This is a genomic window from Kitasatospora sp. NPDC043950, assembly GCF_056435345.1.
In genome coordinates this window covers 76162-93864 of the sequence record NZ_JBWKER010000011.1, presented here as the reverse complement: position 1 = coordinate 93864, position 17703 = coordinate 76162, and the positions used below count along the sequence as shown (strand labels likewise).

Here is a 17703-nt window from a genome sequence, read left to right as displayed (position 1 = left end):
TGCCAGTAATTACTGGCGCGATTGGCGGGGCTCCGACGCCGGTCGTCGGGGAGCCCAAGGCAGTGCGCACAGCACCATGCGGAGCAGCACCAGAGCGACACCGCGGCTTCACCCGGGCGCATCAGGGCAACATCAGAGCAGCGCCAGGGCGGTACGAGAGCAGTCGAGCACAGCACGAGCACGGCGTCGTCGGCGCGCCAGGACGCGCGGCACGAGCGGGCGCCACGGTACGGCAGCGCGAAGATCATCGCCCCACCCTCAGGAGGAGGCCGCATGGCATCCAGCAGCAAGCGCCCCCGCTCCGGCACGTCCGGTGCCCCCGCGGCGGACGAGGCCGTCCCGCACGTGCGGGTGGCGGTGATCGGCTCCGGCTTCGGCGGTCTCGGCGCCGCGGTCCGGCTGCGCCGCGCCGGGATCACCGACTTCGTCGTCCTGGAGCGCGCGGACTCGGTCGGCGGCACCTGGCGCGACAACAGCTACCCCGGCTGCGCCTGCGACGTGCCCTCGCACCTCTACTCCTTCTCCTTCGCGCCCAACCCCGCGTGGCCGCGCAGCTTCTCCGGCCAGCCGGACATCCGCGCCTACCTGGAGAAGGTCGCCACAGTCTTCGGCCTCCGCCCGCACCTTCGGTTCAACACCGAAGTGCTGGAGGCGCGTTGGGAGGCCGAGCAGGTCCGCTGGCGGATCACCACCTCGGCCGGTCAGTGGACCGCGGACGCGGTGGTCTCCGCCGCCGGACCACTGGCGGACCCGCAGATCCCCGACCTGCCGGGGCTCGGCGCCTTCCCCGGCAAGGTGTTCCACTCCTCCCGCTGGGACCACGACTACGACCTGACCGGCAAGCGGGTTGCGATCGTCGGCACCGGAGCCTCCGCCGCCCAGATCATCCCGTCGATCCAGCCGAAGGTCGGCAGGTTGACGGTCTTCCAGCGCACGCCCGCCTGGGTCCTGCCGCGCCGGGACCGCGAGATCAGCCAGCTGGAGAAGTGGCTGCACGACCGCGTGCCGGTCACCGGGAAGATCCGCCGCGGCACCCTGTTCGCCCTCCGAGAGCTCCAGGTGGACGCCTTCGTGCGCCGCCCGGGAATGCTGCGCGTGGTCCAGCAACTCGCCGAACGCCACCTCGCCCAGGGCGTTCCCGACCCGGCCCTGCGCGCCAAGCTGACCCCGGACTACCGGATCGGCTGCAAGCGCATCCTGCTCAGCAACACCTACTACCCGGCGCTCGCCGCGGCCAACACCGAGGTCGTCGCCTCCGGCCTGCGTGAACTGCGCGGCTCCACCCTGGTCGCCGCCGACGGCAGCGAGCACGAGGTCGACGCCATCGTCTTCGGCACCGGCTTCCACGTCACCGACATGCCCATCGGGGCCCGGGTGTTCGGCGCCAACGGCACCAGCCTGGCGGAGGAGTGGAAGGACGGCATGGAGGCGCTGCGCGGCTCGGCCGTGCACGGCTTCCCGAACCTGTTCTTCGTGATCGGCCCCAACACCGGCCTCGGCAACAGCTCGATGATCCTGATGATCGAGTCCCAACTGAACTACCTGATCGACGCGTTGACCACGCTCAAGTCGATCGGTGCCACCGCGATGCAGCCCACCGTCCGGGCCCAGCGGCAGTGGAACCTAGAACTCCAGCACCGGATGGACCGCACCGTCTGGACCACCGGCGGCTGCCGCAGCTGGTACCTGGATCCGAACGGCAAGAACACCGTGCTCTGGCCCGGCTCCACCACCGCGTTCCGCCGCGCCACCCGCAAGGTCGACCTCGGCGAGTACGAACTGATCATGCGCGCCGGCCAGGACGCCGCCCGTACCGCGCAGGAGGTGTCCGCATGAGCGCCGCCGAGCTGCCCGCCGAGTACGTCTCGCCCGTGCCCGTCGAGGAGTTGAGCATCCGATCGGCGGACGGGATCCGGCTGCACGTCGAGGTCCACGGCCAGTCCGGGGCGCCGACCGTCGTGCTCGCCCACGGCTGGACCTGCTCAACCGCCTTCTGGGCTCCGGTGATTCGCCAACTCGCCGACCGCTACCGAGTGGTGGCCTACGACCAGCGCGGCCACGGGCACAGCGAGATCCCGTCGAGCCGGGTCCGCTACTCCACCCGGGCACTGGCCGAGGACCTCTCCGCCGTCCTCGCCCGGACCGTCCCGGCGGGGGAGAAGGCCGTGCTCGCCGGGCACAGCATGGGCGGGATGACCATCATGGCCGCCGGTGGCCGCCCCGAGATCGCCGCCCGGACCGCCGCCGCCGTCCTGGTCTCCACCGGGCCGGGGGAGCTGGTGGCCGAACTCACCGTGCTGCCCGAGGCGGTGCGTTCCCCGGGGCTGCGTCGCTTCCTGAACCGCCTGCTGCTGCGCTCCCGGCTGCCGCTCGGGCCGGTCTCGCCGGTCAGCCGTGTCGTGCTCAAGTACGCGACCATGGGCCCGGGTTCGTCCGCCGGGCAGGTGGAGGCGACGGCCCGGATCGTGCACGCCTGCCCGACCGCCGTCCGTGCCAACTGGGCGGGCGTCCTCGACCGTCTGGACGTCCACGCCGGACTCGCCCGGCTCGCCGTACCGACCGCGGTCGTGGTCGGCACCGCGGACCGGTTGACCCCGCCGGTGCACGCGCACCGGATCGTCGCCGAACTCGCCGACCCACAGGGGCTGTTGCTGCTTCCGGGGGTCGGGCACATGGCGCCGCTGGAGCGGCCGGTGGAGGTCGCGGCCGAGATCCACCGCTTGGCCGCCGCGTACCTGTCCGCCGCGCCCGCTTCCGTCTCCGTTCCTGCCGTCTCCGCTCCTGCCCCCTCCGCCTCCTCCGCCTCTGCGCCCGTCTCCGAGAGGACCGCCGCCGCATGAACGCCATCCCGCCGTTGTCCGCGCAGGTCGTCGTCGTCACCGGAGCCGCCCGCGGGGTCGGGGCTTCGCTCGCCCGCACGCTCGCCCGGCGCGGGGCCAAGGTCGCCCTCCTGGGGCTGGAGCCGGACGAGCTCAAGGCCGTCGCGGCGCAGTGCGGCGCGGCCGCGACCAGTTGGGAGGTGGACGTCACCGACCTCGACGCGCTCGGCGACGCCGCCCGTCGGATCAAGGAGCATTACGGCCGGATCGACACGGTGGTCGCCAACGCCGGCATCGCCATCGGCGGGCCGGTGGCGGACAGCGATCACCGGGCGTTCAGCCGGGTGATCGAGGTCAACCTGCTCGGCAGCGTCGCCACGGCCAGGGCCTTCCTGCCCGCCCTCGCCGAGAGCCGGGGCTACCTGCTGCAGATCGCCTCGCTCGCCGCGCTCACTCCCGCGCCGCTGATGAGCGCGTACTGCGCCAGCAAGTCCGGGGTGGAGGCCTTCGCCCACTCGCTCCGCGCCGAGGTCGCCTACCAGGGGGTCAAGGTCGGCGTGGGATACCTGAGTTGGACCGACACCGACATGGTGCGCGGCGCCGACGAGGACGCCGTGCTCAAGCAGATGCGCACCAGGCTGCCGTGGCCGGCCAACAAGACCTACCCGCTGGAGCCCGCAGTGGAGCGGATCGTCGCCGGCATCGCCCGGAGGTCCGCCCACGTCTACGCGCAGGCCTGGCTGCGCGGCATGCAGCCGGTCCGCTGGCTGCTGCCGAGCCTGATCGCGGCGGTCGGCTCCCGCGACGTCGCCCGGATCGCGCCCCAGCTCGCCGCCACCGCCGCCTCCCGGTTGCGTGCCGTCGGCGCCGGCGGAGCTGCGGACACGGCGGTGCGGGGCGGCCGGAGCGGCGCCGTCGACTGACGGCCGTCGACTGACAACTGACAACTGACAGATTTCAACTGACGGATAACAGATAACAGATTTCAACAGCTGTTATCTGTTATCCGTCAGTTGTCCGTCGGTCCGTCGGTCCGTCGGTCCGTCTGGCCGCCCGGCCGCCCGTCACTCCATCCACTCCTCCGCCGTCCCCCGCGCGATCCGCGCCAGCGTCTCCAGCGCTCGCGTCAGCACGGGCAGCGGCGGCGAGGCCAGGGCGACTCGGACGGCGGACGGGGAACGCCGGGGGTCGGCGGCGAACGCCGCCGCGGGTGTGACGGCGATGCCCGCCCGCGCCGCCGCCGCGACGAACGTCTCCGCCCGCCAGGCCGTCGGCAGCTCCCACCACAGGTAGTACGAGCAGGGGTCGGCCCGGACGTGCTGCCCCGCCAGCACCTCGCGCGCCAGCCGCTGACGCGCGACGGCGTCGGCGCGCTTGGCTGCCGCGACCTCGGCCACGGTGCCCTCCCCGATCCAGCGCACGGCCGCCTCCAGGGCGAACCCGCTGGGCGTCCAGCCACCCGAGCGCAGTGCGCCCGCGATCCGCTCGCGCAGCGCGACGGGGACGACCGCGAACCCGGTGGTCAGCCCGGGCGCGAGCCGCTTGGAGAGGCTGTCGACGAGGACGGTGCGTTCCGGTGCGAGGCTGGCGAGGGCGGTCAGCTCCGGGCGGAGGAAGGACCAGATCGCGTCCTCGACGACCGGCAGGTCGAGGCGGCGCAGTTCCTCGGCGAGGGCGGCCGTCCGCTCGTACGGCAGGCTCCCGCCGAGCGGGTTCTGCAGCCTCGGCTGGACGTAGACGGCGCGCAGCGGCGCGGCCCGGTGGGCGGTGGCCACGGCGTCGGGCAGCAGCCCGTGCTCGTCGACGGCCAGTGGCACGAGTGTGATGCCCAGCCGCTGGGCGACGGCCTTGACCACCGGGTAGGTCAGCGCCTCCACCCCCAGCCGGTAGCCGGGCAGCACCAGTGCGGACAGCGTCGCGGCGATGGCCTGCCGCCCGTTGCCCGCGAACAGCAACTCCTCCCCGGCGATCTCCGGGTTGACCTCCTGATCCCCGCCCGAAGGGTCCCCGCCCGACCGGACACCGCCCGACCGGTCGCCGTCCATCCGATCCCCGCCCGTCCGGCGTTCGTCCGACAGCAGTGCCGCGAACGCCTGCCGGGCCGCGCCCGTCCCGGCCGCGCCCACCGGTGCGAGCGCGGCACCCAGCGCGTCGGCCCGGAGCAGCGGCGCCAGTCCGGTGGCCAGCAGTCCGGCCTGCTCGGGGACGGCGGGGTAGTTGAGTTCCAGGTCCACCGGCGCGCCGGCCGGTTCGGCGAGTGCCACCTGCCCGCCGGTTGCCCCGCCGCCGGCCCCCTGCCCGGCCCGGACGAAGGTGCCGCGCCCGACCTCCCCGGTGGTCAGTCCGCGCCGGGTCAGTTCCCGGTAGACGCGCCCGGCCGTGGAGTTGGCGATGCCCCGGCTGCGGGCGAAGGCGCGCTGGGTGGGCAGTTGCCGGCCCGGTCGCAGCCGCCCGTCGGTGATGGCGCCGGCGATCTCGTCGGCGATCAGGCGGTAGTCGTCCATCGGGGGGACCCCTCCACACGAGTTGACGGCATTGCACGGCATCGCACCGATATTGCACCGAGTGCAAAGTCATCATTGCATTGAGATCGACGCCGGGCCTAGCCTCCTCGCATGGAAGCACTGACCCCCACCGCTCCCGCCGCATCCGCCCTGTCCGCTGTGGGCGGGCACGCCGTACTCGGGATCGCCGCCGTGGCGCTCGGGATGGTGCTGACACCGGGGCCCAACATGATCTACCTGGTCTCCCGGTCGATCGCCCAGGGCCGCCGCGCCGGGCTGCTGTCGCTGATCGGGGTCGCGGCCGGCTTCCTGGTCTACCTGGCCGCGGTGACGGCGGGCGTGGCTGCCGTGTTCTCGGTGGTGCCCGCCCTCTACACCGCGATCAAGCTGGCCGGCGCCGGCTACCTGCTGTGGTTGGCCTGGAAGGCCGTCCGTCCGGGCGGTACGGCGGTGTTCGCCCCGCAGCAGCTGCCGCCGGATCCGCCGCGCCGGCTGTTCGCGATGGGCTTTCTGACCTGTCTGCTCAACCCCAAGATCGCCATCATGTACATCTCGCTGCTGCCCCAGTTCGTGGCGCCCGAGCGCGGTCACGTCGCGGTGCAGAGCCTGGTGCTGGGGCTGGCCCAGATCGTGGTGGCGGTCACCGTCAACGGGCTGATCGCGGTGAGCGCGGGAGGCATCGCGTCCTTCCTCAACCGCCGTCCCGCCTGGCTGCGGATCCAGCGCTACGCGATGGGGACGGTCCTCGGCGGCCTCGCCGTCCACATCGCCGCCGACCGCGCCAAAGCCGTGGCAGCCTAGGCCCGTCGCCTCGGCCCGCAGTGCCGCGATGCCGCAGCGCCGCAGTGCCGCACCCCCCAGGGTCCTAAGCCGCCCGCAGCACCTCGTACGCCGCCTGTAGGAAACGCCCGTCCAGCGACGGCCCGGTGTTGGCCAGGGCCGCCACCGCGGCCGACGCCTGGGGCGAGAACCCGACGAAGGCGGTGAACCCCCGGGTCGCCCCGGCGTGGAAGTACAGGTCGCGCCCGCCCGGGCGGCGGTGGTTCCACACCAGGCACAGCTCGTCCGTCGAGCGCGGCAGCCGCAGCCGCGGTCGCTGGACCTCGCGCAGCGCGGCCGCCAACTCGCCGTGGCCACCGCCGAGATGCGCCCTCAGGTAGCGCAACAGGTCGGCCCCGCTCGCCCGGAGCGCGCCGGCCCCCGGCAGTCCGGGGATGTGCCAGGGTGGCAGTTCCTGCCCGCGCCGGTACCCGACCGCCCGCCCCGGCGGGTCCGCCGTACAGGTGGTGGCACCGAGGCCCAGCGGTCGGAGGACCCGTTCGGCGAGCAGTTCCCCATAGGGCGACCCGCCCGTCTCGGAGAGCACCCGACCGAGCAGTGCGACGCCGTAGTTGGAGTACCGGTACCGGCTGCCGGGCCTGCACCGTACGGTGGTTCGGGCCACCCCTGCCCTCAACTGCTCGTCCCCGAACGCGACGTACGGATTGGTGAACCAGGTCGGTACGGCGCGCGCGGCCAGTCCGGGCGGCAGCCGGGGCAGGCCCGAGGTGTGGGTGGCCAGGTGCAGCAGCCGGATCGGCTCGGGGGAGCGGACGGTCACCGGGCGCCAGCAGTCCGGCAGGCGGCGTTCCACCGTGTCGTCCAGGGAGACGTCTCCGCGCGCGGCCATCTGTGCCAGCAGCAGCGCGGTGAAGGTCTTGCTGACCGAACCGAGTTCGAAGACGGTGTCCGGCGAGCACGCGGCCGTCCGCCCGTGCCCGAGCCGCCCGTGGCAGCGCACCTCCTCCGCGTCCCCGCGCGCGACGGCGACCGTGACGGCGCTGGCGTACGGCCCGGCCGCGCGCACCACCTCCGCGACCGCCGGACCCAGCCCGTTCACGCGACCGCCGTGGTGGCCCCGAGCGCCCGGGCGAGCGTGATGCCACCGGCCACCACCGCGACGACGGCGGTGTGCTGGTGGTCCTGGAACGCCTGCGCGCGGTCCTCGTCGACCGGGTCGGCGTCGCGCGGCAGCAGGCCGTCCTCGTGCTGGACGGCGGCCAGCGCGTCCCAGCCCTGCCGCCCGGTGGCCGGCTCACCGATGCACGCGTCGACCACGAGGAGTTCGGCGGCGAGGTCCCACTGGCCGATCTCCAGCCAGATGTCGAGCCAGGCCGGCAGCCAGTCGCGCACGTGGTCGCGCATCGGCTCCGGCAGGCCGTCCGGGCGGGCGCCCCAGTCCGTGAGGTGGAAGACGGTGTGGGTGATGTCGTAGCCGGTCATCCAGTTGACGGCCCACGGCTCGGGCGTGGCGCCCAGCCAGGTGCCGGCGGCGAGTGCGGCCCAGTCCGGCTGGTGGGCGAGCCCGATGACCCGTCGGGCGTTGGCGACCCCCAGGCGCCGGTTGGGGTGGATCTCCTCGGCGTGCGCGGCCCGCAACCGGCTGAGCGAATCGAGCAGTTCCTCCAGCGCCGGGTGGCGGTAGCCGGCCCGGGCGAAGTGGGCGTAGGTCTCCAGCGGGTCGGTCATGGTGAAGTGGCGCAGCTGCCGCTCGTACAGCAGGTCGCCCTCGCGCAGTTGCGCCCAGGCGTGGTTGAGCAGCTCGCGTGCGGTGCGGGCCTCGGTGGGCCCGGTGACGCCGTCGCGCAGGATCAGCGAAGCGGCCAGCGCGATCTCGCCGAGCGGCTTGTAGGCGTCGTCGGGGTCGGAGAGGTCGACCACGGTGTTGTCCGGGATCCGGCCGAGGCCGTCGGCGTGGGAGGCGTGCAGCCAGGCCAGCGCGCGGGAGGCGAGCCGCTGCGCGGTGGCGAGGACGTGGGTGTCGGTCATCGGACCCGGCTCCGTCGGTCGGTCGGCGGACGGGAGGAGCGGTCGAGCAGTCGACGGGCGACGGCCAGCTCGAGTCCGGTGCGGGCGCTGCCGTTGCCGGCCAGCCGGATGCGTTCCAGGACGGGCTCGACCTCCAGCCGCAGCGGCCGGCCCTCGGCACCGGCCCAGGCGAGCCAGCGGGCGAGCCGGGCGGCGGTGGGGAGGTCGCGGCGCAGCATGGAGCGGACGGTGCCGCGGGCAAGGGCCAGGGTGTGCGCGCGGGCGGTGTCGTGCACCGGGCCGTCGAGCCCGGGCAGCGCCAGGACGGACAGCTGGGCCATCCGTACCGACCAGGTCTGCCAGCCGACGGCCTCCGGGCCCGGAGGCGGCACGGGCGGCGGGGCACCGGTTCCGGAAGGCGTGCGGGCGAGCACCTGCCCGGCCGCCCAGTCCTGCCATGCGATCACCAGCGCGGCGTCGGCCGAGGCCGCTGCCGAGTCCGGTGCCGGAAAGGCCTGCCGCGCCTCGGCCAGCAGTACGGAGGTGGGCCCGTCGGGCGCGGCCCCGGAGAGTAGTTGCGGGGCGAAGAGGTCCGCGCCGAGCACCCGCAGCGCGGCCAGTGTCGGGCGCGGCACGGCGCCGTCCGGGTCCGCGAGCGCGGCTGTGCCTCCGTCGCCCCGGACGGCGTCGAGGGTCCGGCGCGCCACCCGTTCGACGGCTGCGGCGTACTCGTCGCGCAGTGGCGTCTCGGCGAAGGGCATCGGTGGTGTTCCTCCTGGTCGGGGAGCCCCCGGCGGGCGGCCTCGCGGGCGTGGGTTCGCGCGGACGGGCTCACGGGCGCGAGTTCACGCGGACGGACTCACGAGCGTGGGCTCACGAGCGCGGGTTCGCGCGGACGGTTCACGAACTCGGGCTCACGAGCCCTCGTCAGGCCCGCCGAGGAGCCGGGGAAGGGGGGCCGGTCCACGTCGGTGGACCGGCCCCGCGATCGGGCCGCCCGGCTACCGGGTCGGTGATCGGGTCGCCCGGCTGCTAGCGGGTCGACTTCTCCTTCGGCGGCTTCGGCGACAGCAACAGCGCCAGCAGCAGGAGTCCGAGGGCTTCGGGCGAGTACGTGGGCGCGTCGGACACGACGGCCTCGTCCTCCACCATCAGGCTCGCGAGTGTGTCCGTCTCGGCGCGCGTCGCGGTCGTCGCGGTCGGCGTGGTCGTGGCGGTCGGCGTGGTCGTGGCCTTGTGGGTCCGGCAGTGAGTAAGCATCAGAAGTGCCTCCTCAGTTGAGCGTCACCGCCCGGTCGGGCGATGCCCCCGTCCGAACGGTACGGGCGCGGTCCGGTACCTGCATCCGCAGATGGCCGGCAGGGATAGTCCGTTCGGAGTGGGCGCGGCCGCGGTGAGTCGGTACCGTCGGGGGCATGACCACAGCCTTGATCACCGGCGCGACCGCCGGCATCGGAGCCGCGTTCGCCCGCCGGCTCGCCCGCAGCGGCTACCAGCTCGTCCTGGTGGCCCGGGACACCGGGCGCCTGGAGCGTGCGAGCGCCGACCTGCACGCCGAGCACGGAATCGAGGTGGAGGTGCTGACCGCCGACCTCGCCACCGACGAGGGCATCGCGGCCGTCGAGGCCCGGCTCGCCGACTCCGCCCGCCCGGTGGACCTGCTCGTCAACAACGCCGGTTTCGGCAACAAGGGCGCGTTCGGGACCGTCCCGCTCCAGGACGAGCTGGACATGCTGAAGGTGCACATCGAGGCGATCCTGCGGCTGACCACGGCGGCCCTGCCGGGGATGCGCGAGCGCGGTCGCGGCGCGGTCGTGAACGTCGCCTCGGTGGCGGCGTTCCTGCCGCGCGGCACGTACGGGGCGAGCAAGGCGTGGGTGGTGAGTTTCACCCAGGGCGTGCTGCGCGACCTCGGTGGCACCGGGGTGCGGATGATGGCGCTCTGCCCGGGCTTCACCCGCACCGAGTTCCACCAGCGGGCCGGCATGGGCACCGGCAACATTCCGGCCTGGTCCTGGCTCTCGGCCGAGCGGGTGGTGGCGGAGGCGATGCGCGACCTGGCCCGGGGCCGCTCGTTGTCCGTGCCGGGCAAGCGCTACAAGGCGGTGGTGGCCCTCGCCCGCCTGTTGCCCTCCGGCCGGCTGGGCGGCCTGTCCTCGAAGGCGGCGCGCAGCTACCGGACGAACTGACGCGGTCGGGGCGGTCGGGGCGGTCGGGGCGGTCGGGGCGGCCGGACGGTAGGCCGGGCGGTCGCGGCGCCGTGGGAATAGATCCAGCCTCACTATTAGCTAGTCTAACTATGAGCTATTCTCGCTATGCTTGCGGCCGTCCGACCGCCCCACCCACGGAGGTTTGCCCTTGAGACCCACCACCATCAACTGGACCCCGCCCGAACGCGCCCAGGGCGAGCCCCGCCCGCCGGCCCAGTGGCGGCGCATCCTCGGCCTCTTCCGCCCGTACACGGGCCGCCTCACCGTCGTCGGGCTGCTGGTGGCCGCCTCCGCCGTGGTGTCGGTGGTCTCGCCGTTCCTGCTCAAGGCGGTCCTGGACACCGCGATCCCGCAGGGCCGCACCGGGCTGCTCAGCCTGCTCGCGCTCGGCATGGTTCTCGCGGCCGTGGTGAACAGCATCTTCAACGTCCTGCAGACGCTGATCTCCACCACCGTCGGCCAGCGCGTCATGCACGACCTGCGCACCGCCGTCTACAGCCACCTGCAACGGCAGTCGCTGGCGTTCTTCACCCGCACCCGCACCGGCGAGGTGCAGTCCCGGATCGCCAACGACATCGGCGGCATGCAGTCCACCGTGACGTCCACCGCGACCAGCCTGGTCTCCAACTTCACCGCGGTGATCGCCTCCGTGGTCGCCATGGTCGCGCTCGACTGGCGGCTCACCGTCGTTTCGCTGCTGCTGCTCCCGCTGTTCGTCTGGATCAGCCGGCGGGTCGGCAACGAGCGCAAGAAGATCACCACCGAGCGGCAGAAGCAGCTGGCCGCGATGAGTTCGGCGGTCCAGGAGTCGCTGTCGGTCAGCGGCATCCTGCTCGGCCGCACGATGGGCCGTTCCGACTCGCTCGCCCGTGAGTTCACCGGGCAGTCCGACCAGTTGGCCGACCTCGAAGTGCGGTCCAGCATGGCCGGGCGCTGGCGGATGAACACCATCCAGATCGTCATGGCCGCGATGCCCGCGGTCATCTACTGGGCGGCGGGGCTGTCCGCGGCGGGCGGCGCGCCGATCGTCTCGGTCGGCACCCTGGTCGCCTTCGTCACCCTCCAGCAGGGCCTGTTCCGCCCGACCGTCAGCCTGCTCTCCACCGGCGTGGACGTGCAGACCTCGCTCGCGCTCTTCCAGCGCATCTTCGAGTACCTCGACCTGCCGGTGGAGATCGCCGAGCCGCCGAAGCCGCGGAAACTGACCGACATCCGCGGCGAGGTCCGCTTCGAGGACGTCGACTTCCGCTACGACCCCGCGCAGGAGCGGCCGACGCTCTCCGGGGTCGAACTCAAGGTCCCGGCCGGGAGCTCGCTGGCCGTGGTCGGTGAGACGGGCTCCGGCAAGACCACGCTCAGCTACCTCGTCCCGCGTCTGTACGACGTCACCGGCGGCCGGGTCACCATCGACGGCGTGGACGTGCGCGAACTGTCCTTCGACACGCTGGCCCGCGCGGTCGGCGTGGTCTCCCAGGAGACCTACCTGTTCCACGCCTCGGTCGCCGAGAACCTGCGCTTCGCCAAGCCGGAGGCCACCGACGCCGAACTGGTCGAAGCCGCCCGGGCCGCGCAGGTCCACGAGACCATCGCCGCCCTGCCGGACGGCTACGACACCCTGGTCGGCGAGCGCGGCTACCGCTTCTCCGGCGGCGAGAAGCAGCGCCTCGCGCTCGCCCGGACGATCCTGCGCAACCCGCCGGTGCTGATCCTCGACGAGGCCACCAGCGCGCTCGACAACCGCACCGAACAGGCCGTCCAGCAGGCCGTGGACACCCTGGCCGCCGGCCGCACCACCATCACCATCGCGCACCGGCTCTCCACCGTCCGGGGCGCCGACCAGATCGCCGTCCTCGACCACGGTGAGGTGGTCGAACTCGGCACCCATGAGGAACTGGTGGAGCTGGACGGCCGCTACGCGGCGCTGCTGCGCCGGGAGGCGCCGGAGCCGGCCGTCGTCGTACCGGAGCCGGCCGCGCTCGGACACGTGTGAGCGCCCGAGCGGGTGCGGCGAGGCGTGATGTGGCGGGGTGTGACGTAGCGAGGTGTGGCGGGGTGTGATGCGGTGCGGCGCGCGGCCGGGGCCTACGCGGCCTTCGGCGCCTCGTTGTAGCTCTCCGCGACCTCCTGGCCGGAGAGCCGCTGGATCGCCGCCATCACCTCGTCGGTCACCTGTCGACGGGCCTTCAGCGAGCGGGCCTGCCCGTGCAGCTCGTCGAAGTGCAGCGGCTCGCCGAACCGGACGGTCACCTTCTTGATCCGCGGCACCCGCTTGCCGACCGGCAGGATCTGCTCAGGCCCCTCCAGCGCCACCGGCACCACCGGTACGCCCGCGGTCAGCGCCAGCCAGGCGACGCCCGTCTTGCCCCGGTAGAGCCGGCCGTCCAGCGACCGGGTGCCCTCGGGGTAGATGCCGAAGGCCTTGCCGTCCTCCAGGATCTCCAGCGCCGACTCCAGCGAGGCCTGAGCGGAACGGTAGGTGCCGCGCTCGACCGGCACCGCGCCGATCGCCTCGAAGAAGTCCTTGGAGAGCCGGCCCTTGAGCCCCGTTCCGGTGAAGTACTCGGCCTTGGCGAGGAAGTGGACCCGGCGCGGGGCGGTGAGCGGGATCACCACGCTGTCGATGAAGGACAGGTGGTTGCTGGCCAGGATGACCCCGCCCTTGCGCGGCACGTTCTCGATGCCCTCGATGGTCGGCCGCCAGATGCCGCGTGAGACGGGTTTCAGCACCAGCCTGGTGGCGAGATCGAGCATGGTCCCTCCCTGGACGAACGATCGCCCGGGAGGAGCCCGGGCCTGCAATCAGATCCGCAGACTACGACAACCACCCCCGCGGCCGTCCACTCCCGGCGACCGTGGCGCGCACCACGGCCGGGTAGGGTACGCCCGTCCGAACAGAGCACAACCCCGCAGTACCAGGAGGGCACGATGGAGACCACCGAGGCGATCAAGGCCATGTTCGACCGTTTCGACAAGAACGGCGACGGCAAGATCACTCCGGCCGAATACGCGCTGGTCGCGAACGAGATGGGCGACCACGACGTGACGCTGTCGATGGCCGAGGCCCTGATCCACGCCATGGACACCCACCACCAGGGCTTCCTGACCTTCGACGAGTTCCTGGCCGCCCGCCAGCGCTGAGCGTGCCGACGGGTCCGGTCGCCGTACCGGCGGCGCCGGGCCCGGTGCCACCCGGCTCCTCAGGGCTCCGGGAGCGCCGCGCGACGCCTCAGGACTCCACCGGGAACACCCGGCGCACCACCCGCTCCGCCGCCCCGCCGTCGTCCCACGGGCAGAACCGCGCCCGGAAGCGCGCCCGCGCGGCCGGCTCCGGATCGCCCGCCAGCAGCGCCTTCGCCAGCCCGTCCGGGTCCACCGTGACGGCCCCCGGCGGCTGCTCGAACAGGTCGAAGTAGACGCCGCGCACCCGCTGGTACTCCTCCCAGTCCGGCGCGAAGATCACGACCGGCCGGTCCAGCACCGCGTAGTCGAACATCATCGACGAGTAGTCCGTCACCAGCGCGTCCGCCGCGAGGTAGAGGTCCTCCACGGTCGGGTGGGCCGAGACGTCGACGATCGCGGCCGAACCCTCGCCCGCCGCCAGGTCGCCCGGGCCGCCGGTGTGGAAGTAGTGCGTGCGCACCAGCAGGGTGAAGTCCGGGCCCAGCCGCCGGGCCAGCTCCCGGACGTCCAGCAGCGGCACGTAGCCGCCCTGGTCGCCGCGGTGGGTCGGGGCGTACAGCACGGCCGTGGTGTCCGGCCGCAGCCCGAACCGCTCGCGCACGGCCCGCACTCCGTCCGGTGTGGTGTTGGCCAGCCGGTCGTTGCGCGGGTAGCCGGTGTCCAGCATCTCGTACCGGCCGGGGAAGGCGCGGGTGAAGTGCTCGCTGGTGTGCGGGTTGGAGGAGACCAGGAAGTCCCAGCGGTCGACGGCCTCCTGGAGCCGGTCGAAGTCCATCCCCTCGGCGGCTTCGGGGCGTTCGCGCAGGTCCATGCCCATCGCCTTGAGCGGGGTGCCGTGTTGGGTCTGCACGTGCACGGTGCCCGCCCGCTTCGCCATCGTGCGCGGGAAGTTGACGTTGTTGACGAAGTACTTGGCGGTCGCCATCGCCTTGAGGTAGGCCGGGGTGTTGACGATCACGTACGGCACGCCGGGCGGCATGGCCGCGGCCTGCTTGCGGTTCTCCACCACCCACACGCCCCGGATCTGCGGCGCCAGCTCCCTGGCCTTCTCGTAGATCGCCGCCGGGCTGCACGCGTAACCCCGGTGCCAGTACGCCGCGTAGACCGCCAGGTGCTCGTCCAGCGGCAGCCGGCGGAAGGCGTTGTACGCGGTGAACCGGGCGCCGCTGCGCACGCCCTTCTTCACGGCCGGGGCCACCGCCCGTGCCCCGCGCTTGAGTTCTCGCGGCAGCTGCCCGGTGCGGCGCAGCTCCGCGTACGCGATCCGGGCGCCGCGCGCGGCCAGCCGGTACTGCACGCCGCGCACGCCGCCGGGGTAGCGGTAGCCGGTCGGGCGGTGCCGGGTGAAGTGCCGGGCGATCTGGCGGAAGAAGTCCTTGCGCCGGTCGACGGGGACCAGCCCGGGGGTGTCGTAGACGTTCAGCGCCTGCCGGACGGTCCGGTCGAAGACCAGGGTGCGCAGCGCGTCGGGGACGGGCCGGCCGGGGCGGTCCGGGCGGTCCAGGAAGGCGAAGATCGCGTCGTACTGGGCGAACACGTCGGCGTGCTTGGGGGAGGCGGTGGCGGTGATCGCGCCGTCCCGGCCGCGCCGGTAGAAGTAGCAGGGGCGGTCGAGGTAGCGCAGCCGCTCGGCGGCCAGCAGCGCGGGGTAGGTGACCGAGATGTCCTCGTAGTAGCCGCGGCCGAAGGAGACGCCGAGGCCCTCCAGGAAGGCGCGGCGGAACACCTTGTTCCAGACCGACATCACGGTCTGGAACAGCGCCGGGTGCTCGGCCAGCGTGCACCCCTCGACCAGCGGGGAGTCGGCCAGCACGTGGCGCCAGGGGTTCGGCTCGGTCCCGCCGTCCGGGTAGACGTGGGTGAAGCCGGTGAGCAGGACGTCGGCGGGCGTCCCGGTCCCGCGCTGCCGCTCCTGCTCCCGCTCCAGTTCGTCCAGGATCGCGCCCACCGTCCGCTCGGGCAGCCAGTCGTCGCTGTCCACGAACCAGACGTACTCGCCGCGCACCTGCGCCAAGGCGGCGGTGCGGGCGCCGCCGAGGCCCTGGTTCTCGGTGAGGTGCAGGACCCGAAGTCGGGGATCGCGGGCCGCGTAGGCGTCCAGGATCGCGCCGGAGCCGTCGGGGGAGAGGTCGTCGACCGCGATCACCTCGAAACGGGACTCCGTGGCGGGGGTGTCGCCGAGGATCGAGTCGAGGCAGCGCGGCAGGAACCGCTCCACGCCGTGGACCGGGAGCACGATGCTGAGGAGGAGGGGCACGCTGGCCGAGTCTACCGATCCACCGGGTGCGACCTGCGGGGACGTCCGGCCGGAGTGATCGGTCGAGGTGACCGGCCGGGCTGACCGGTTGCCGTGGAGCCGTGGCCACGGTCGCCCCTGGGCCCGGAACCGCCGGTGCCGGGCCCTGAACGGGGCGGCACCGGCAGCCTGGCGGCGGCCCGGCCGACCCTCTACGGCCGGCCGCCTTTCCGGGCACCTCGCGAGCCTGGCCACCGCAGCGTCGAGGCGGCCGGGCAGTGGCTCGCGGGAGCCGGAGTTCTTCATCACTCGAACACGCACCCGGGTGCGATGCGGGCGCGCACGTGTTCTCACAGATATTGCTTGGAGGATTGCCGGGAGTCAATCCCTCGAATGTGTTCACTTCATGAAGCCTGGAGGTGTCGACCGGTCGCTTTGTCGATGGCCCCGGCTGTCCCCTATATCCACCGCGGCATCCGCGTCGTGTCCACCGCCGCATCCCTCATGGCTCTCGGGCGGACCGGCGGGCCGCCCGCGGGACCACCGGCAGGACCGTCCGCAGGGACGCGTGCGGGGTCGCGTGCGCCCGGCGCGCGCCGCGTGGCCGGGCGCCGTGCCCGTGCCCCGGGTACTGCTGACAGATGGCCGGTCGTGCACCATCATTGATGCCTAGTCGTGATCGGCCTGGTGGCCCCTGGTGCATCGTCAGTTGACGCCGCACGATACGGTGGCACAACACCAAGGACGGTTGCGCGAAGGCCGTCCATCGCGGATAGTCTTCGCCTCACGGCCCTGGCGCCTCGTAGGGGTGGGAAAACTGATGGAACACATGCAAGTGCGGACTCGGCCCCGCGTGCCGGCGATCCAGTGCGGTGTCGGCACGACCGGCCGTCGGATCGACCGACACCTGGCCGTGCTCGGCGCGCCCGCGCTCCCGGCGGTGGACACCGCCGAGGCGCTCGGGTTGATAAGGGAGCTGACGCCGCGCGGCGCGGACGCCCCGACGGCCAAGCGTCGTCACGCGCGGATCTCGCTGCTGACGCCACTGCGCCGGCTGCGGCGAAGCCTCTTCGGCGGGCGCGGCTAGCGCCCGTCGGCTCGGGGCCCACGGCTCCGCGGCCCGGGGCCTCCCGGGCCACCCGATGCGGATCGGGACCCCGACCCGGCGGACCACACGGACCGTCGGGTCTTCGGCGTACCCGGCTCCGGGGTCGTCCCGGCTGGGCCGATGTGGTCTAAACCTTTCACCCTAGTGCACCTCGCCGCCCCCACAGGTGGAGTCGGCGAGGTGCTGCGCGAGGTCCGCCGAGGTGGGTCAGGATGGCGCCATGGCGGACAACATCCACTCCACCCACCAGGGCCTCTTCCAGACCACCACCTTCGAGATCACCACCGGCAGCCGAGAGGTCGCGCTCGACATCACCGACCGCTGTGCCGCGTTCCTCACCGAACGGGCCGCCGGCCGCGACGGCCTGCTCAACGTCTTCGTCCCGCACGCCACCGCGGGAATCGCCGTCCTGGAGACCGGATCCGGCAGCGACGACGACTTCCTCGCCACCCTGCGCGAACTGCTCCCCGCCGACGACCGCTGGCGCCACCGGCACGGCAGCCCCGGCCACGGCCGGGACCACGTGGTGCCCGGCCTGGTCGCCCCGCACGCCACCCTGCCGGTGATCGGCGGCCAGCTGGCGCTCGGCATCTGGCAGTCCGTGGTGCTGATCGACACCAACGGTGACAATCCACGCCGAACCGTGCGGCTCTCCTTCTTCGGCTGATCCGGCTCCCTCGGCCGAGGCTCCTTCGGCCGACACTCCTTCGGCCGACACTCCTTCGGCCAGGACTTCTTCGGCCGACACTCCTTCGGCTGACTCGACGCTCTACTCGACGGCGGGACCGGGGGGGGGGGGGGGGGGGGGGGGGGCGGGCGGGGGGGGGGGGGGGGGGAACAGGGCGAGGGGGGGGGTGAG

The 17703-nt window shown here is 73.2% G+C and carries 16 protein-coding genes; 9 read left to right on the top strand and 7 right to left on the bottom strand.

Annotation, left to right across the window (positions count from 1 at the left end; all coding sequences use genetic code 11):
- Positions 1-273 precede the first annotated feature (273 nt).
- Genes AC07BF_RS10125 through AC07BF_RS10115 form a run of 3 tightly spaced genes read left to right on the top strand, consistent with a single transcriptional unit; the run spans position 274 to position 3742 of the window.
- The gene (locus AC07BF_RS10125) at positions 274-1836 is read left to right on the top strand and encodes a flavin-containing monooxygenase (protein ID WP_363579350.1); all 1563 of its coding nucleotides are present in this window, start codon (positions 274-276) and stop codon (positions 1834-1836) included.
- Positions 1833-2840 carry an alpha/beta fold hydrolase gene (locus tag AC07BF_RS10120; protein ID WP_478333201.1) on the top strand — a complete coding sequence of 336 codons (1008 nt, stop codon included), beginning with the start codon at positions 1833-1835 and terminating at the stop codon, positions 2838-2840. Before AC07BF_RS10125 ends, AC07BF_RS10120 begins: the two co-directional genes overlap by 4 nt.
- A complete protein-coding gene (locus AC07BF_RS10115; RefSeq protein WP_400325832.1) occupies positions 2837-3742 on the top strand; it encodes an SDR family oxidoreductase in 906 nt (301 codons plus the stop codon). Before AC07BF_RS10120 ends, AC07BF_RS10115 begins: the two co-directional genes overlap by 4 nt.
- Before the next feature lie 141 nt (positions 3743-3883).
- Here the strand turns inward: AC07BF_RS10115 and AC07BF_RS10110 are convergent, their stop codons facing one another.
- Entirely contained in the window at positions 3884-5323 is a 1440-nt protein-coding gene (locus tag AC07BF_RS10110) for an aminotransferase-like domain-containing protein (protein ID WP_478316646.1), read from the bottom strand.
- Between the two features lie 204 nt (positions 5324-5527).
- Here AC07BF_RS10110 and AC07BF_RS10105 point away from each other — a divergent pair, with 204 nt between their 5' ends.
- A complete protein-coding gene (locus tag AC07BF_RS10105) occupies positions 5528-6124 on the top strand; it encodes a LysE family translocator (protein ID WP_363579657.1) in 597 nt (198 codons plus the stop codon).
- A gap of 64 nt (positions 6125-6188) precedes the next feature.
- Here the strand turns inward: AC07BF_RS10105 and AC07BF_RS10100 are convergent, their stop codons facing one another.
- From AC07BF_RS10100 to AC07BF_RS10085, 4 genes are all read right to left on the bottom strand, one after another.
- Entirely contained in the window at positions 6189-7202 is a 1014-nt protein-coding gene (locus tag AC07BF_RS10100; RefSeq protein ID WP_363579343.1) for a serine hydrolase domain-containing protein, read from the bottom strand.
- The gene (locus AC07BF_RS10095; protein WP_478333200.1) at positions 7199-8131 is read right to left on the bottom strand and encodes a DUF6895 family protein; all 933 of its coding nucleotides are present in this window, start codon (positions 8129-8131) and stop codon (positions 7199-7201) included. The genes AC07BF_RS10100 and AC07BF_RS10095 overlap by 4 nt, the downstream gene beginning before the upstream one ends.
- Positions 8128-8871 carry a hypothetical protein gene (locus tag AC07BF_RS10090; RefSeq protein WP_478316640.1) on the bottom strand — a complete coding sequence of 248 codons (744 nt, stop codon included), beginning with the start codon at positions 8869-8871 and terminating at the stop codon, positions 8128-8130. Before AC07BF_RS10090 ends, AC07BF_RS10095 begins: the two co-directional genes overlap by 4 nt.
- A gap of 271 nt (positions 8872-9142) precedes the next feature.
- Entirely contained in the window at positions 9143-9370 is a 228-nt protein-coding gene (locus AC07BF_RS10085; RefSeq protein ID WP_363616679.1) for a hypothetical protein, read from the bottom strand.
- 155 nt (positions 9371-9525) lie between these two features.
- On the opposite strand from AC07BF_RS10085, the gene AC07BF_RS10080 reads away from it, so the two are divergent.
- Both AC07BF_RS10080 and AC07BF_RS10075 read left to right on the top strand, forming a co-directional pair.
- Positions 9526-10299 carry an SDR family NAD(P)-dependent oxidoreductase gene (locus tag AC07BF_RS10080; RefSeq protein ID WP_363579335.1) on the top strand — a complete coding sequence of 258 codons (774 nt, stop codon included), beginning with the start codon at positions 9526-9528 and terminating at the stop codon, positions 10297-10299.
- Between the two features lie 169 nt (positions 10300-10468).
- On the top strand, positions 10469-12310 hold the full coding sequence (locus AC07BF_RS10075; protein WP_478333199.1) for an ABC transporter ATP-binding protein: 1842 nt from the start codon (positions 10469-10471) through the stop codon (positions 12308-12310).
- A gap of 92 nt (positions 12311-12402) precedes the next feature.
- Here AC07BF_RS10075 and AC07BF_RS10070 read toward each other — a convergent pair whose 3' ends face one another.
- On the bottom strand, positions 12403-13071 hold the full coding sequence (locus AC07BF_RS10070) for a lysophospholipid acyltransferase family protein (protein ID WP_363579331.1): 669 nt from the start codon (positions 13069-13071) through the stop codon (positions 12403-12405).
- Between the two features lie 174 nt (positions 13072-13245).
- On the opposite strand from AC07BF_RS10070, the gene AC07BF_RS10065 reads away from it, so the two are divergent.
- Entirely contained in the window at positions 13246-13458 is a 213-nt protein-coding gene (locus tag AC07BF_RS10065; RefSeq protein WP_363579329.1) for an EF-hand domain-containing protein, read from the top strand.
- An 88-nt stretch (positions 13459-13546) separates the two neighbouring features.
- Here AC07BF_RS10065 and AC07BF_RS10060 read toward each other — a convergent pair whose 3' ends face one another.
- Positions 13547-15757, bottom strand: a complete 2211-nt coding sequence (locus AC07BF_RS10060) for a bifunctional glycosyltransferase/CDP-glycerol:glycerophosphate glycerophosphotransferase (protein ID WP_478333198.1) — start codon at positions 15755-15757, stop codon at positions 13547-13549.
- A 799-nt stretch (positions 15758-16556) separates the two neighbouring features.
- On the opposite strand from AC07BF_RS10060, the gene AC07BF_RS10055 reads away from it, so the two are divergent.
- Entirely contained in the window at positions 16557-16823 is a 267-nt protein-coding gene (locus AC07BF_RS10055) for a hypothetical protein (RefSeq protein WP_063349971.1), read from the top strand.
- 241 nt (positions 16824-17064) lie between these two features.
- On the top strand, positions 17065-17511 hold the full coding sequence (locus tag AC07BF_RS10050; protein WP_350875241.1) for a YjbQ family protein: 447 nt from the start codon (positions 17065-17067) through the stop codon (positions 17509-17511).
- Positions 17512-17703 lie beyond the last annotated feature (192 nt).

Bases quoted from the DNA above. Each gene is read 5' to 3' on its own strand.
- AC07BF_RS10125 (WP_363579350.1), top strand. From the start codon at position 274: ATGGCATCCAGCAGCAAGCGCCCCCGCTCCGGCACGTCCGGTGCCCCC.
- AC07BF_RS10120 (WP_478333201.1), top strand. From the start codon at position 1,833: ATGAGCGCCGCCGAGCTGCCCGCCGAGTACGTCTCGCCCGTGCCCGTC.
- AC07BF_RS10115 (WP_400325832.1), top strand. From the start codon at position 2,837: ATGAACGCCATCCCGCCGTTGTCCGCGCAGGTCGTCGTCGTCACCGGA.
- AC07BF_RS10110 (WP_478316646.1), bottom strand. From the start codon at position 5,323: ATGGACGACTACCGCCTGATCGCCGACGAGATCGCCGGCGCCATCACC.
- AC07BF_RS10105 (WP_363579657.1), top strand. From the start codon at position 5,528: ATGGTGCTGACACCGGGGCCCAACATGATCTACCTGGTCTCCCGGTCG.
- AC07BF_RS10095 (WP_478333200.1), bottom strand. From the start codon at position 8,131: ATGACCGACACCCACGTCCTCGCCACCGCGCAGCGGCTCGCCTCCCGC.
- AC07BF_RS10090 (WP_478316640.1), bottom strand. From the start codon at position 8,871: ATGCCCTTCGCCGAGACGCCACTGCGCGACGAGTACGCCGCAGCCGTC.
- AC07BF_RS10085 (WP_363616679.1), bottom strand. From the start codon at position 9,370: ATGCTTACTCACTGCCGGACCCACAAGGCCACGACCACGCCGACCGCC.
- AC07BF_RS10080 (WP_363579335.1), top strand. From the start codon at position 9,526: ATGACCACAGCCTTGATCACCGGCGCGACCGCCGGCATCGGAGCCGCG.
- AC07BF_RS10070 (WP_363579331.1), bottom strand. From the start codon at position 13,071: ATGCTCGATCTCGCCACCAGGCTGGTGCTGAAACCCGTCTCACGCGGC.
- AC07BF_RS10065 (WP_363579329.1), top strand. From the start codon at position 13,246: ATGGAGACCACCGAGGCGATCAAGGCCATGTTCGACCGTTTCGACAAG.
- AC07BF_RS10055 (WP_063349971.1), top strand. From the start codon at position 16,557: ATGGAACACATGCAAGTGCGGACTCGGCCCCGCGTGCCGGCGATCCAG.
- AC07BF_RS10050 (WP_350875241.1), top strand. From the start codon at position 17,065: ATGGCGGACAACATCCACTCCACCCACCAGGGCCTCTTCCAGACCACC.